This is a genomic window from Pseudomonas sp. ok272 (assembly GCF_900109995.1).
GTDB lineage: Bacteria > Pseudomonadota > Gammaproteobacteria > Pseudomonadales > Pseudomonadaceae > Aquipseudomonas.
Genome location: NZ_FOCB01000012.1, coordinates 1 through 12,596, shown reverse-complemented (window position 1 = coordinate 12,596; position 12,596 = coordinate 1). Strand labels below are relative to the sequence as shown.

The 12,596-nt window shown below is 60.4% G+C and carries 14 protein-coding genes and 1 pseudogene; 12 read left to right on the top strand and 3 right to left on the bottom strand.

The window, feature by feature from the left end; all coding sequences use genetic code 11:
- The first annotated feature begins 1 nt into the window (after position 1).
- Positions 2 to 346 carry an MmcQ/YjbR family DNA-binding protein gene (locus tag BMW74_RS17315; protein WP_093424608.1) on the top strand — a complete coding sequence of 115 codons (345 nt, stop codon included), beginning with the start codon at positions 2 to 4 and terminating at the stop codon, positions 344 to 346.
- Here the strand turns inward: BMW74_RS17315 and BMW74_RS17310 are convergent.
- On the bottom strand, positions 343 to 747 hold the full coding sequence (locus BMW74_RS17310) for a DUF1294 domain-containing protein (RefSeq protein WP_093424079.1): 405 nt from the start codon (positions 745 to 747) through the stop codon (positions 343 to 345). The two genes, BMW74_RS17315 and BMW74_RS17310, sit on opposite strands and share 4 nt — an antisense overlap.
- Positions 744 to 1,574, bottom strand: coding sequence for an undecaprenyl-diphosphate phosphatase (locus BMW74_RS17305; RefSeq protein WP_093424076.1), 831 nt, complete (start codon positions 1,572 to 1,574; stop codon positions 744 to 746). The genes BMW74_RS17310 and BMW74_RS17305 overlap by 4 nt, the downstream gene beginning before the upstream one ends.
- Positions 1,575 to 1,847: 273 nt before the next feature.
- On the opposite strand from BMW74_RS17305, the gene BMW74_RS17300 reads away from it, so the two are divergent.
- The 10 genes from BMW74_RS17300 to BMW74_RS17255 all read left to right on the top strand — a co-directional run bounded on the left by BMW74_RS17300 (position 1,848) and on the right by BMW74_RS17255 (position 11,921).
- Positions 1,848 to 3,482 (top strand): methyl-accepting chemotaxis protein, encoded by a 1,635-nt coding sequence (locus BMW74_RS17300; protein ID WP_093424073.1) that lies wholly within the window; start codon positions 1,848 to 1,850, stop codon positions 3,480 to 3,482.
- Positions 3,483 to 4,196: 714 nt separating this feature from the next.
- Entirely contained in the window at positions 4,197 to 4,760 is a 564-nt protein-coding gene (pnuC, locus tag BMW74_RS17295) for a nicotinamide riboside transporter PnuC (protein WP_093424071.1), read from the top strand.
- Complete coding sequence (locus BMW74_RS17290) at positions 4,757 to 5,281, top strand: AAA family ATPase (RefSeq protein ID WP_093424067.1); 525 nt, start codon at positions 4,757 to 4,759, stop codon at positions 5,279 to 5,281. The genes pnuC and BMW74_RS17290 overlap by 4 nt, the downstream gene beginning before the upstream one ends.
- 364 nt (positions 5,282 to 5,645) lie before the next feature.
- Positions 5,646 to 6,098, top strand: coding sequence for a hypothetical protein (locus tag BMW74_RS17285; protein WP_093424063.1), 453 nt, complete (start codon positions 5,646 to 5,648; stop codon positions 6,096 to 6,098).
- A complete protein-coding gene (locus BMW74_RS17280) occupies positions 6,095 to 6,670 on the top strand; it encodes an adhesin (protein ID WP_093424060.1) in 576 nt (191 codons plus the stop codon). The genes BMW74_RS17285 and BMW74_RS17280 overlap by 4 nt, the downstream gene beginning before the upstream one ends.
- Before the next feature lie 65 nt (positions 6,671 to 6,735).
- Complete coding sequence (locus BMW74_RS17275) at positions 6,736 to 7,662, top strand: hypothetical protein (RefSeq protein ID WP_093424057.1); 927 nt, start codon at positions 6,736 to 6,738, stop codon at positions 7,660 to 7,662.
- Positions 7,663 to 7,727: 65 nt separating this feature from the next.
- Complete coding sequence (locus BMW74_RS17270) at positions 7,728 to 8,408, top strand: C39 family peptidase (RefSeq protein WP_093424054.1); 681 nt, start codon at positions 7,728 to 7,730, stop codon at positions 8,406 to 8,408.
- A gap of 41 nt (positions 8,409 to 8,449) precedes the next feature.
- On the top strand, positions 8,450 to 9,202 hold the full coding sequence (locus BMW74_RS17265; protein ID WP_175479249.1) for a hypothetical protein: 753 nt from the start codon (positions 8,450 to 8,452) through the stop codon (positions 9,200 to 9,202).
- A gap of 46 nt (positions 9,203 to 9,248) precedes the next feature.
- Positions 9,249 to 10,556, top strand: coding sequence for a coiled-coil domain-containing protein (locus tag BMW74_RS17260; RefSeq protein ID WP_093424046.1), 1,308 nt, complete (start codon positions 9,249 to 9,251; stop codon positions 10,554 to 10,556).
- A 142-nt stretch (positions 10,557 to 10,698) separates the two neighbouring features.
- Positions 10,699 to 11,921, top strand: a protein-coding gene (locus BMW74_RS17255) for an IS3 family transposase (protein WP_175479248.1) whose coding sequence is annotated in 2 segments (ribosomal slippage) — positions 10,699 to 11,050 and positions 11,050 to 11,921 — 1,224 coding nt in all. Because the reading frame shifts where the segments join, the coding sequence is not laid out codon by codon here.
- A 66-nt stretch (positions 11,922 to 11,987) separates the two neighbouring features.
- Here the strand turns inward: BMW74_RS17255 and BMW74_RS25625 are convergent.
- Positions 11,988 to 12,259: pseudogene (locus tag BMW74_RS25625) on the bottom strand (hypothetical protein); the annotation flags it as partial.
- Between the two features lie 100 nt (positions 12,260 to 12,359).
- Between BMW74_RS25625 and BMW74_RS17245 the strand changes: the two are divergent.
- On the top strand, positions 12,360 to 12,596 hold a 237-nt coding region (locus BMW74_RS17245; protein ID WP_139208424.1), incomplete at its 3' end, for a hypothetical protein.

The following is a 12,596-nucleotide window of genomic DNA, read 5'->3' as shown; positions in this document are numbered from 1 at the left end:
GATGAACGAAGACGACGTCGCCCGTTTCTGCCTGGGCCTGCCGGGCGCCCGGGAGGATTACAAATGGGGCGGCGTGCGGGTGTTTTCGGTGGCGGGCAACAAGATGTTCGCGCTGCAGAACCTGCGTGGTGAGTCCCTGGCCTTCAAGGTCGACAAGGAACTGTTCCTGGGCCACGTCGACCGCCCGGGCATCGGGCCGGCGCCTTATCTGGCGCGGGCCCAATGGATCATCATGCAAACGCCCTACCCGCTGGGCGCCGATGAACTGCAAGGCTTGCTGCAACGCTCGCACCAACTGGTGGTGGGCAAGCTGCCCAAGCGGGTGCAGGTTGGCTTGCTGCTTTAGAGCAGGCTGAACAACCCCGCGCTCAGGAACAGTTGATCGATCCAGAACACCTGGTGCAGCAACACGATGATCCAGAACAGCACCTGGTACGAGACCTTGCGCGTCTTGTGCCGGAATACTTGCTGGGCAATCAGCGCACCCGGCCAGCCACCGGCCAATTCCACCCCATGCAGGACGTTCTCCGGCGTGCGCCAGCGGTCGGTGCGCGCCTTGCGCTTGTCGCTCCAGTACAGGAAGAACGCCAGCACACTGACCGCCCCGTAGGCGATCAATGGCAGCCACGAGACCCCGCGTAGCCCCATCAGGATCGAGCCCGCGGCCGGCAGCGCGCACAGCGCCACCAAGACCAGCGCTTTGAGCCGCGGGTGCTGAATCCCGCGGCCACTGGCCGGCGCACTCATGGCTTGGCGGCTGCCCAGTCCACCCAGCCGAATTGCCAGGTCGCCAGGATCAACAGGCCGAACGCGATCCGGTACCAGGCAAACGCGGCGTAGCTATGGCTGGCAATGAACTTGAGCAAGCCCTTGACCGCGATCATCGCGAAGATGAACGCGGTGACGAAGCCGACGGCGAACACCGGCAGGTCGGCGGCCTGGAACAGGTCCCGGTACTTGTAGCCCGAATACACCGCGGCACCGACCATGGTCGGCATGGCCAGGAAGAATGAGAACTCGGTGGCGGTCTTGCGCGACAGGCCGAAGAGCAAGCCGCCAATGATGGTCGAACCGGAGCGCGAGGTGCCGGGAATCATCGCCAGGCACTGGGCGAATCCGACCTTGAGTGCATCCTTCCAGGTGATGTCATCGACCGTCTCGGCATGCACCGTATGTTCACGGCGCTCGGCCCACAGCATGATGATCCCGCCGATCACCAGCGCGGTGGCCACGGTAATCGGATTGAACAGGTAATGGTGGATGAAGTCGGCAAAGATCACCCCGAGCACCACGGCCGGCAGGAAGGCGATCAACAGGTTGGCAGTGAACCGTTGCGCGTTGCGCTGGGTGGGCAACCCGGTGACAACGTCGAGGATCTTGCGGCGAAACTCCCAGACCACGGCCAGGATCGCGCCGAGCTGGATGATGATGTTGAAGGCCATCGCCCGCTCGCCACCGAAGTCGAGCACGTCGGCGACGATGATCTGGTGCCCGGTGCTGGAAATCGGCAGGAACTCGGTCAGCCCTTCGACAACCCCCAAAATCAATGCCTGTGCGGCGGTCCAAAGATCCATCAATCCCCCATGAGGCGATGCCCCCAGGCATGCCACGTTAATAGTGTTCAGGTGTTTACAGCAGCGCAAGGCCCGCAGGATCTACGTGAGCCCGTAAAAATCCCGTGAAATGCGCGCCTATTAAGGTTTTCTCGTGCAGGGCCGAAAGCCTATCAGACATGCCTCAATAGCGCTGTGTCGTTATTGGACTTGAGTCGCATAGGCGCCGCTGGCAAAGCATGCCTGAATGCCAGTACGGATTGATGACAAGAACAAGAACGGGGAGCGATGTGTATGAATAGCTTGCGCGGTATGTCGATCAGCCGACGTTTGTGGCTCATCTTGATTGTGGCCGTGCTGATGCTGTTGACCTTGGGTGTGCTGATGCTCAAGCAGATCCACGACGACCTGTATCAGGCCAAGGCGCAAAAGACCCAGCACGTGGTCCAGGCGGCCAGTGGCGTGCTGGCCTACTACCACGGCCTGGAAAGCGCCGGCACCCTGACCCGCGACGCGGCGCAACAGCAGGCCCTGAGCGTGGTGCGTGGCTTGCGCTATGACCAGGACGACTACTTCTGGATCAACGACCTCACCCCCGTGATGATCATGCACCCGGCCAATCCCAAGCTTGATGGCCAGAACCTGTCGGCGATCAGGGACCCGAACGGCTTTGCCGTGTTCAACGAGATGGTCACCATCGCCAAGGCCCAGGGCGCCGGCATGGTCAACTATGCCTGGCCCAAGCCCGGCGCCAGCACCCCGGTGCAGAAGACCTCCTACGTCAAATTGTTTGAACCCTGGGGCTGGATCATCGGCTCGGGGGTGTACATCGACGACATGCAAGCCGAGTTCCGCGCCCAGGTCTGGGAAGCCTCCGTTGCCGGGCTGACCATCGCCCTGGTGATGGCGCTGCTGGTGCGGCTGATCGCTCGCAGCATCGTGCGCCCGCTGCGCGAAACCGTGGAGGCCATGGCCAACATCGCCAGCGGCGAAAGTGACCTGACCCGTAGCCTCGACACCCATGGCCAGGACGAAGTCACCGACCTGGCCCGACACTTCAATGCCTTTACCGCCAAGCTGCGCCAGGTGATCAGCCAATTGCAGGTGTCCGCCAGTGCCGTGGGCCAGTCCTCAAGCAATCTGGACGACAACGCTACCCAGGCTCAGGCCCGCAGCCAGCAGCAGTCGCAACAGATGGAACAGGTGGCCACCGCCATCAATGAGGTCACCTACGGCGTGCAAGACGTGGCCAAGAATGCCGAACACGCGGCCAGCGAAGTGCGCGACGCCGAGGTCCAGGCACAACAAGGCCAGGTCAACATCGACAACAGCCTGCAGCAGATCGACCAACTGTCGGGCACCATCGACCAGGCGGTCGAGGTGATCCGCACCCTCGCCAGTGAGAGCACGCAGATTGGTGGCGTGCTGGAAGTGATCCGCTCGATTGCCGACCAGACCAACCTGCTCGCACTCAACGCGGCCATCGAGGCGGCGCGGGCCGGTGAGCAGGGGCGCGGGTTTGCCGTGGTGGCCGATGAGGTCCGCTTGCTGGCACAGCGCACGCAGAAGTCCACCGCCGAGATCCAGTCGATGATCGAGCGCTTGCAGCGTCATTCCGAAGCCGCCGTGCAGGTGATCGGCGACAGCAGCCGCGCCTCGCAACTGACCATCGAACAGGCCGGACTGGCCGGTGAGAGCCTCAACGCCATCGGCCAGGCCCTGCGCACACTCAACGGCCTCAACGCCTCGATTGCCAGCGCCACCCTGCAACAGGCCCACGTGGTGGAAGACATCAACCAGAACGTCACCCAGGCCGCCGGGCTGTCCCACAGCAACGCCCTGGCCGCCGAACAGTCGAGTGCCGCCAGCGTACAGTTGAAAGACCTCAGCGAGCAGTTGAATGGGTTGCTCAGGCAGTTCCGGGTGTAGCCCCCGGCCCGAAAGCCGAGCCTGCTTGCTCCCACAAGGATCTGAGCTGGGTGCAGGCTTTGTGTCCGGCGTCGACCAACGTGGGAGCAACTGTCTTAGCCATGCCGCTCGTCACCGCCATTGCGAGCAGGAATCTGGGTTGAGCCCGTAGGAGCGAGGCTTGCCCCATTCAACATCGATGTCGCCAGACTTACCGCCTTCGCGGGCAAGCCTTAATGCCAGTCAGTTAAGCGAAACCCGCGTGGGAGCGAGCCTGCTCGCGATAGCAGTAGGTCAGTCAACGGAGATGTTGGCTGTGTTGCCGTCTTCGCGAGCAGGCTCGCTCCCACAGGTTTGGCGCCTTAACTGACTGGCATTAGGGCAAGCCTCGCTCCTACAAGGAATTGAGCTGCCCCCGGATGTGTGTTCGCCGTGGACCAGGGAGCGAGACCGGCTTGCCGGCGAATGCAGCCTGTCAGCTGACTGAGATGCCGACTGATACAGCGCCTTCGCGAGCGGGCTCGCTCCCACGCTCAGTCCTCAGCGAATGCAAATCCGGCGCTCGACACGGATCCCCGTGGGAGCGAGCCCGCTCGCGAAAGCGGTGGGTCAGTCAATGGTGATGTTGACTGGGCCGGCCTCTTCGCCGGCAAGCCGGGCTCGCTCCCACTGCGCCTAAAAACGTGCGGGGCACTGTACAATCGGCGCCCTCTTCGATTTCCCCAAGGAACCGCCATGTCCGGGCTTGAACTGTTTGCTGCCGCCCTCGGCGTGATCGCCGTCTGGTTGACGGTCAAACAGAACCCCTGGTGCTGGCCGATTGGCCTGGTCATGGTGCTGCTCTATAGCTGGATCTTCTTCGAGGTCAAGCTCTACTCGGACATGCTGCTACAGGTGATCTACGCCGGCTTGCAACTGTACGGATGGTGGCAGTGGACGCGCGGCGGCGACAGCCACCAGGGTCGGCAAGTCACGCGCTTGGGGCGCGGGACAATGGCGCGGGACCTGGCCATCGGCGCCGTTGCCAGCCTGGCGCTGGGCGCGGCCATGGCCCACTGGACCGATGCGGCACAGCCCTGGCTGGATGCGGCCTTGACCGGCTTCAGCCTGGTGGCGCAGTGGTGGATGGCGCAAAAGCGCGTGCAGTGCTGGTCGCTGTGGATTGCGGTCGACGTGATCTTTGTCGGGTTATTTATCTACAAAGCGCTGTACCTGACGGCCGGACTGTATGCACTGTTCACCCTGCTGGCCGTCCAGGGCCTGCGTGAATGGCGGGTCGCCCCGGCGCTGCGCACATGAAGGTGCTGGTACTGACGGGGCCCGAGTCCAGCGGCAAAAGCTGGTTGTCGGCCGAGCTGCACGCGCACTTTGGTGGGCTGCTGGTGGGTGAGTACGTGCGCCACTTCATTGACCAGACCGGCATTGACACCTGCCTGGCGGACATCCCGCAGATCGCCCGAGGGCAACTGGCCTGGGAAGACGCCGCCCGGGCCGACCAGCCCCCCTTGCTGATCCTCGACACCCACCTGCTGAGTAACATGCTCTGGAGCCGGACCCTGTTCGGCGACTGCCCACCCTGGCTCGAGCAGGCCCTATTGGCCCGTCACTATGACCTGCACTTGCTGCTGTCCCCGCAAGCGGTGGACTGGACCGATGACGGCCAACGCTGCCAGCCGGACCTTAGTCAGCGCCAGGCCTTTTTTGACGCCACGCAACACTGGCTGGTGCAACATCGGGAACGGTTCCAACTGATCGAAGGCGACTGGGCCCAGCGTCGTCGCCAGGCGTTTGCGGCGGTCGAGTTACTGCTTAAGTATTAATCACCTGCCCACCGACCTGGTTTTTTGCCGCTCCTGTTCATTGGTTTAGGCCTTGATTGTTACGCTGGTGAAACACCCCGCGCCCCTCTGATGCCCCAGTTTAGGGGGTTCATCGCGTTGCAACACTGACTGTTAAGTCACTGCAACACCTTTGCGCAAACCCTTGTTCTAGAGCCATACAAGCGCCGATACCGGGTAACGGTGCTGAACACTGTCTCAACACTGAAACACCCAATCGCCCTTCTTTTTCAACGCCTTCTTTTAACCCACTGAATTCATTGATTAATCGAAAAGCGGCACAGCTCCTGCTCTCTCCCTCACAACGCTGACAAAGGCCAGCCCACTGATAGAAGGAATTGCTGCCGTGGGAACTCTCAATCAAGGCATGACATGCCTACTGCTGATCGCAGCTGCAGCCAGCTCGATCGTCAGTCTCAGTGCCCAGGCCCAGGGCACCAATGGCAACATCGTATTGGAACGTAATGTCGACCCCACACCTTGGGGTCGCAACTATGGCACCAGCACTATCCAGACCAGTGTCAGTGCCAATCCATCGGCCACCGTTCGGGCCGTCACCACCGACGGTGAACTCGCCGGCGTCGCCAGCGGCTCGTCGATTGCCAACATGGTCAACTTCAACGCCAACCATAACGGTGCGCAGAACATCAATTCGATGACCGGTGCCAGCAACCTGCCTGGCGTGGGCGGTGGCAGCGGTGTCGGTGCAGGCGCCGGGGCCTCGATCGCGAACACCGTCAACGGTGCCCTGTCCACCGGCCTTGCCCCGCTTGGCGCCCTCGGGGGGGCAATGAAATGAATCGCGCCCTGATCGTCATCGCCCTGCTGGCCAGTACCGGCGCCATGGCCGACTCCAGCGCCCCGGTGCAGAACAACGCGAGCATCCACAACTCCGGTGCGCAGTACAACGGCATCCTGGACATCAACCAAGCGGCCGGCGACCAGAGCCAGCAAGCCAACGTGCGGGCCATTGCCACAGGCGGCTCGGCGACCACTCGCGTGGACCAGCACATCGATACCCCCGCCAACCCGTCGACGCACGCGTCGGCCACCATCGGCGGCAACTCTTTCAGCAATGGCAACGGAGTCCTGGGCGTCAACCAGAGCGCCGGGGCCGGTAACCAGATGGCCAACGCCCTGCGGATCAGCATTGGTGCTGCTCCGCAAGGCGTTGATGACAGCGCCCTGTCCCAACAGAACGTGGCGGTGTCTGCAGCAAGCTCAGGAGCAACTGGGACCTCACACGGTAGCCGCCAGGTCGTTACCAGCGACCAGGCCTTCACCGGCAGCAGTGGAGTGATCCAGGTGAACCAGAGTGCAGGGGTGGGAAACAGCATGGCCAACACCCTGAGCATCCGGGTCGCGAACTGACCCAATTTGCAGTGCGACAAGTGATCCAACACTTAACCAACCAACAAGCGTCACGGAGAAACACCATGAAACCTACAATGGCTCTTAAACCACTGGTTTTCGCTCTGGCAGCAGTGATGGCAATGGCAGCACAAGCAGGTAACGACTTCTACGGCGGCAACCACGTTTCCAGCGCCACCGTAAAAGACACGCAAACCAGCGAAAACAACGTGGTGAACAACTATGGCACTAAAGACACTGCCAAGGCCAACCACACCATGAACGGCTCCAGCGGCAACATCAACGGCAACGTGGCGGCAGGCGACGGCAACCAGCAAGACAACCAGCTGGCTATCGCGTCCTCGGATGAAAGCTTCATTTTCGGTGGCGGTGGCGCCAGTGCTTCGTCGACTGCGACCCAAACTAACACCAGTAACACCGCGTTGAACCTGTCGACGCCCAACAAAGCGTCGATCAACGATTCCGGCAACGGCAGTTCCGGCAACCTGGGCCTGAACGTGACCGCCGGTCAGTTCAACCAACAGAAAAACAACACCGCCATTGCCTCTGCCGGTAGCGGTGTAGCCACTGCGAACGCCTCGACTGATCAAAAGTCCACCAAGCTGTTGGTTAACAACATCGGCACACCGGAATACAAAACTGTGACTACCACCTCCTCCACCAAAGGCAGTGGCACGTTCGACGCCGAAGGTACTCTGACTCCAATTAAGGGTAGCGGTGGTGACCATGACAAAAAAGGTGGCGACGACGACCACGACTACAACAACAACAAGCCTCAAAAAATCAAAGTCGCTGGCGACTTTGACCTGAAAAGCACCACCACCTCGCAACAACTGGTGCAGACTGGCTGGACCAATCCGGTGGTCAACAATGCTTCGCTGACCAACGCGTTCAACGGTTCGTCCGGCAACATCGGCGGCAACGTATCGGCGGGTACCGGCAACATGCAGGTGAACAACACCTCCATCTCGTCAGTCAACTCCGCTCGGTAATTGCGCAAGTGATCAAAGCCCCGGTAACGGGGCTTTTCCACTCCCCAGATAAAGGCATATCGATCATGCGCATGGCCGCCCTCACCGTACTGCTGTGCTTGTGTGGTGTCACCCAGGCCGCCCAGATACCCGTTGCCGCCCTGCCTGGCGGCATGCTGGTCTACAAGCAGGTGCAGAGTCTTCGTGAGCGCAAGTTCAGCGACATTGTCGAACAGAAAACCGACTTCAGCTGCGGCGCCGCCGCACTCGCGACCATCCTGCGCCAAGCCTATTGGCTCGACGTCGATGAGGAACACACCATCAAGGGCATGCTGGTCACCGCCGACCCGGACCTGGTGCGTACTCAAGGTTTTTCCATGCTGGACATGAAACGCTACGTCGAAAGCATCGGCATGCGTGCCAGGGGCTACAGGATCCCATCTGAAAAGCTCGAATCGGTGTCGATCCCTGTCGTGGTGCTGCTGGACATTCGTGGCTACAAGCATTTCGTGGTGCTGCAACGGGCCGACAAACAATGGGTCTACATCGGCGACCCAGTGCTGGGCCACAAGCGTTACAGCCATGACGACTTTGCCAAAGGCTGGAACGGTATAGTCTTCGCCATCGTCGGCTCGGGGTACGACAAGAACAACGCCTTGCGCGATCCTCCCGTGCCGTTGACCGCCAAGAGCAAGCTCGACGAGTTCAGCCCGGTCAGAGATGCCGAGCTGATGGATTTCGGCTTCATCCAGAGTGACTTTTTTTAGCGCCTATAAAACAAAGGGGCAGGATGCTCCGGGAGCAGCAGATGAAAACCTCATACTGGCTGGCCACCGCCTGCCTGGCAGCGAGCGCCTCGTGCTTCGCCGCCGAAGGCTTCAAACCTATCGAAGTGAGCGATCAGCAGCTGTCCGAGTTGCGCGGTCGTTATGTCATGCCGGGGCGCATCATCAGCTTTGGCGTGGTCATGAGCAGCACCTGGCGCAACGCCAACGGCGACCTGATCGGTGCCAGCAGTAGCATGCAGATCCAGGCCTCGACGGTAAAACCCGAATTCTATGTGTCCCCCATCAATCAACCGGTCAACGGCAACGGCAACCCGGCGCCGACCCAAGGCAACGGCAATGTCATCGGCGGCGCCGGGCTCAACACCACCCAGGGCGTAACCCAAGTCACGCGCGCCGCCGGCGATGGCAACACGTCCAACAACAATGTCTCGATCAATGTCAGCCAAGCCAGTAGCGCACCGAACCTGCCCCCGCCACAAGGTCAATTGCTGGGCGGCCAGACGTTCATCACCAGCAACGCGGCCGGTAGCGCGACGGTTGCGGCGGTCAATGGCGGCGTGCAAATGGCGATCCAGGCCAACAACAACCAGGGCTCGGTGCTGCAACAGGCAGCCCAGGGTGGCTTGCTGCAAAACACCACCCTACTGGGCAACAGCAACGCGGTGAGCAACCTCACCCAGCTCAATGTGGTGCTCAACAACAACCTCAACCCAAATGCCGGGACAATGCAGAACCTCAGTCAACTCAAAGGACTACGCAACCTGGGATATTGAACTACGCTGATTTTCGATCATTGGTCTTCAACGGACGGCTTATTTCATGTATCGATCGGCCTCTCTACGCGCTGTCATCTGTTTGAGTACCCTTTTCCCTGCCGCGGCGCTGCAGGCCGCATCGGACCCAGATGTAGAGGCACTAAAACAAGAACTGCTGGAACTGAAACAACGCTACGACATGCAACAAAAAGCCCTGGCCGTGCTCGAACAACGGGTGCGCCAGGTCGAGGATCAACCGGCCGTTCCGCAGCCAAAGCGCCTGGTCAAGTCACCGGCCGCGCTGGCCGGTGCCAACCAGAAAAGCGGCACCGGTGCAGGCGCAGCGTCGGGGGGCGCGGGCGGTGGCGGCAGCGGTTCATCCTACGGTCAATCCCTGGCCGACGACTCACAACCGGCGCAGAGCGTGTCCAACCTGTATGACGAGGCCAGCGGCTTCTTCGGCGGCGGCAAGTTCAGTGTCGAGACCGGGTTGACCTACTCGCACTACGACACCAAGCAATTGACCCTCAACGGCTTCCTCGCGCTGGACTCGATCTTCCTGGGCAACATCAACCTGGATCGAATCAAGGCCGACACCTGGACCCTGGACCTGACCGGTCGCTACAACTACAACAACCGCTGGCAGTTCGACCTCAACGTGCCCGTGATCTATCGCGAGTCCACGTACCAGTCAGGCGGCGCCAACAGCGGCGGCGCGGAGGTTACCAGCCAGGAGGACGTGAGCCGCGACCCGACCATTGGCGATATCAACGCTGGGGTCGCCTACAAGTTCCTCGACGAATCGGCCAACACCCCTGATGCGGTGTTCACGTTGCGGGTCAAGGCGCCGACAGGCAAGGACCCATTTGGGATCAAGCTGATCGAGTCGCCGGGCAACAACAACCTGTTCGTACCGGAAAGCCTACCCACCGGCAACGGCGTGTGGTCGATTACGCCCGGCCTCTCGCTGGTCAAGACGTTCGATCCGGCCGTGCTGTTCGGCACACTCTCCTATACCCACAACCTGCAGGAATCGTTCAGCGACATCAGCGCACAGGTCAGCCAGAAACAACCGGGTGACGTGAAGATCGGCGACAGCTTCCAGGTCGGCATGGGTATCGCGTTCGCCTTGAACGAGAAGATGAGTATGTCGTTCTCGATGTCCGACCTGATCCAGCGCCGCAGCAAGCTCAAGCCGGACGGCGGAGATTGGGAATCGGTGGTCTCCAGCGACGCCAACGCCGGCTACTTCAACATTGGCATGACCATCGCCGCCTCCGACCACCTGACCATCGTGCCGCAACTGTCCCTGGGCATGACCCCGGATGCGCCGGACTTCTCCTTTAGCCTCAAGTTCCCGTATTACTTCTAAAGGCCCGTGGCGAGCGGGCTTGCTCGCTCACCACAGGTGTTATCGAAAAGCCCTTGAGCCCGCATCGTTGCGGGCCTTTTTGTTTGCCGTGTCCCGTCCTGAATAAGGTTTACACGTTCTGACCTATTTTCAGGAGGGAGCAATGGATTCGGGGAAAAGGCGCAGTCAGCGCGATTACACGCTGGCTTTTAAATTGTCGGTGGTCGACCAGGTCGAAAAGGGCGAGTTGAGTTATAAAGAGGCTCAACGGCGCTATGGCATCCAGGGCCGGTCAACGGTGTTGGTGTGGCTACGCAAGCATGGTCGGCAGGATTGGAGCCAGGGCGCGTCTATTCGAGTGCTGAGGAGCAGGCCCATGACCGAGCCCACGGTACCGCTGACACCCGAGCAGCGGATCAAAGAGCTTGAAGAACAGCTTGAGCTGAGCAATCAAAAGGCTCAGTTTTTCGAGGCTGTCGTCAACGTCTTGAAGAACGATTACGGTGTATCCATCGTAAAAAAGCGACCCGGCAAGTCCTCACGCAAGGGCAAATCAAAGACCTGAGTATCAGCAGGGCTTGCCTGTTCATGGGCATTTCACGTCAGGCTTACTACAAGCGCAACCGAGCTTTTGATGCGAAGGCCAGCGACGATCAAAAGGTTGTGGATTTCGTCTTGGAGAAGCGTCGGCGCCAGCCAAGGCTGGGAACCCGTAAGCTGCACTATTTGCTGCATGCTGAAGCAGAAACGAGGCTGCGGGTGGGGCGCGATCGCCTGTTCAGGATCCTGCGAGAAGCGCGAGAGTTAGTCCCTCGCAAGCGGGCCTACCACAAGACCACCCACAGCCATCATCGATTTCGCCGCCATCCAAATCTGCTCAAGGCAGGCGCGCAGCAAATCGTTGCCACTGGTCCTGAGCAAATTTGGGTTGCGGACATAACCTATCTGCCTACCCAAGAGGGTGTTGCTTATCTGAGCCTGATCACCGACGCCTACTCACGCAAAATAGTGGGACATCATGTGCATGAGAGCCTGCATACAGAATCGGTGCTCAAGGCGCTGAAGAAGGCTGTGGGAGGAAGAAAAACCAAGCAGCCGCTGGTCCATCACTCCGACCGGGGGGCTCAATATTGCTCCGACCTTTACCAGCGATTCCACGCCAAGCACGGGGTCACTTGTTCGATGACCGATGGCTATGACTGTTACCAAAACGCGATGGTGGAGCGAGTAAACGGAATTTTGAAGACGGAATTTTTGCTGCATCGCCCCAAGAACCTGGCCGACGCGGTGAGAATGGTTGATGAATCGGTGCTGATCTACAACGCGGAGCGGCCACATCTGGCCTTGAAATACAAAACGCCCGATGCGGTGCATCGGGCGTTTTGAGAGTGAAACAGGTGTAAACCTATTTCAGGACTAGACACCGGCATAACACCCAGCTTCAGAGAAGCTTCAACGATCCCTATGCCGCTTGCGCACCATTTTCATCTCCACCACAAACAGCATCGCCAACGTCGCGATGCTCATGCCGCCGATGACGCCGGTGGCAATCGCCTGGGGCACCACGGCGAAGATGAACACCAGGGAGGTCATGACAATCGGCCGCAGGCGCCAGTGTGCGGTTTGGGCCGAGGCGTCGGGATCGACCCGCTTTCATACAGCGCCGCCAGGCACAAAAACACCACCAGCAGCATGATGCCACCTACAACCGTTCGTCGAAAACCCACCCCGACCTGTAATTTCTGACAGTAGCCAGCCCCCGCCCCCCGGTTCTAAATAACGCCATCGCCTTTTACCCCCCAACACGCGATTGGAGTCCCGCCCATGCTCATTCAGCCCCCCCGCAACCTCGCGCCCAACGCGTTGTTGCAACTGGAAATCCCTGACCGTACCCAACCGATCCTCGACTCTGGAGAATGGGGGATCAACATCGCCGCGGCCGTGGACCTGGACCCCGACAGGGGCCTGAAGATCTTTATCCCGCCGTGGGCCGACATGAACCGCGGCGACGCCATTGAGCTCATGCTCAATGGCAGCGTGGTCGATCAGGCCCGCATCGAG

Bases quoted from the DNA above. Each gene is read 5' to 3' on its own strand.
- BMW74_RS17315 (WP_093424608.1), top strand. From the start codon at position 2: ATGAACGAAGACGACGTCGCCCGTTTCTGCCTGGGCCTGCCGGGCGCC.
- BMW74_RS17310 (WP_093424079.1), bottom strand. From the start codon at position 747: ATGAGTGCGCCGGCCAGTGGCCGCGGGATTCAGCACCCGCGGCTCAAA.
- BMW74_RS17305 (WP_093424076.1), bottom strand. From the start codon at position 1,574: ATGGATCTTTGGACCGCCGCACAGGCATTGATTTTGGGGGTTGTCGAA.
- BMW74_RS17300 (WP_093424073.1), top strand. From the start codon at position 1,848: ATGAATAGCTTGCGCGGTATGTCGATCAGCCGACGTTTGTGGCTCATC.
- pnuC (WP_093424071.1), top strand. From the start codon at position 4,197: ATGTCCGGGCTTGAACTGTTTGCTGCCGCCCTCGGCGTGATCGCCGTC.
- BMW74_RS17290 (WP_093424067.1), top strand. From the start codon at position 4,757: ATGAAGGTGCTGGTACTGACGGGGCCCGAGTCCAGCGGCAAAAGCTGG.
- BMW74_RS17280 (WP_093424060.1), top strand. From the start codon at position 6,095: ATGAATCGCGCCCTGATCGTCATCGCCCTGCTGGCCAGTACCGGCGCC.
- BMW74_RS17275 (WP_093424057.1), top strand. From the start codon at position 6,736: ATGAAACCTACAATGGCTCTTAAACCACTGGTTTTCGCTCTGGCAGCA.
- BMW74_RS17270 (WP_093424054.1), top strand. From the start codon at position 7,728: ATGCGCATGGCCGCCCTCACCGTACTGCTGTGCTTGTGTGGTGTCACC.
- BMW74_RS17265 (WP_175479249.1), top strand. From the start codon at position 8,450: ATGAAAACCTCATACTGGCTGGCCACCGCCTGCCTGGCAGCGAGCGCC.
- BMW74_RS17260 (WP_093424046.1), top strand. From the start codon at position 9,249: ATGTATCGATCGGCCTCTCTACGCGCTGTCATCTGTTTGAGTACCCTT.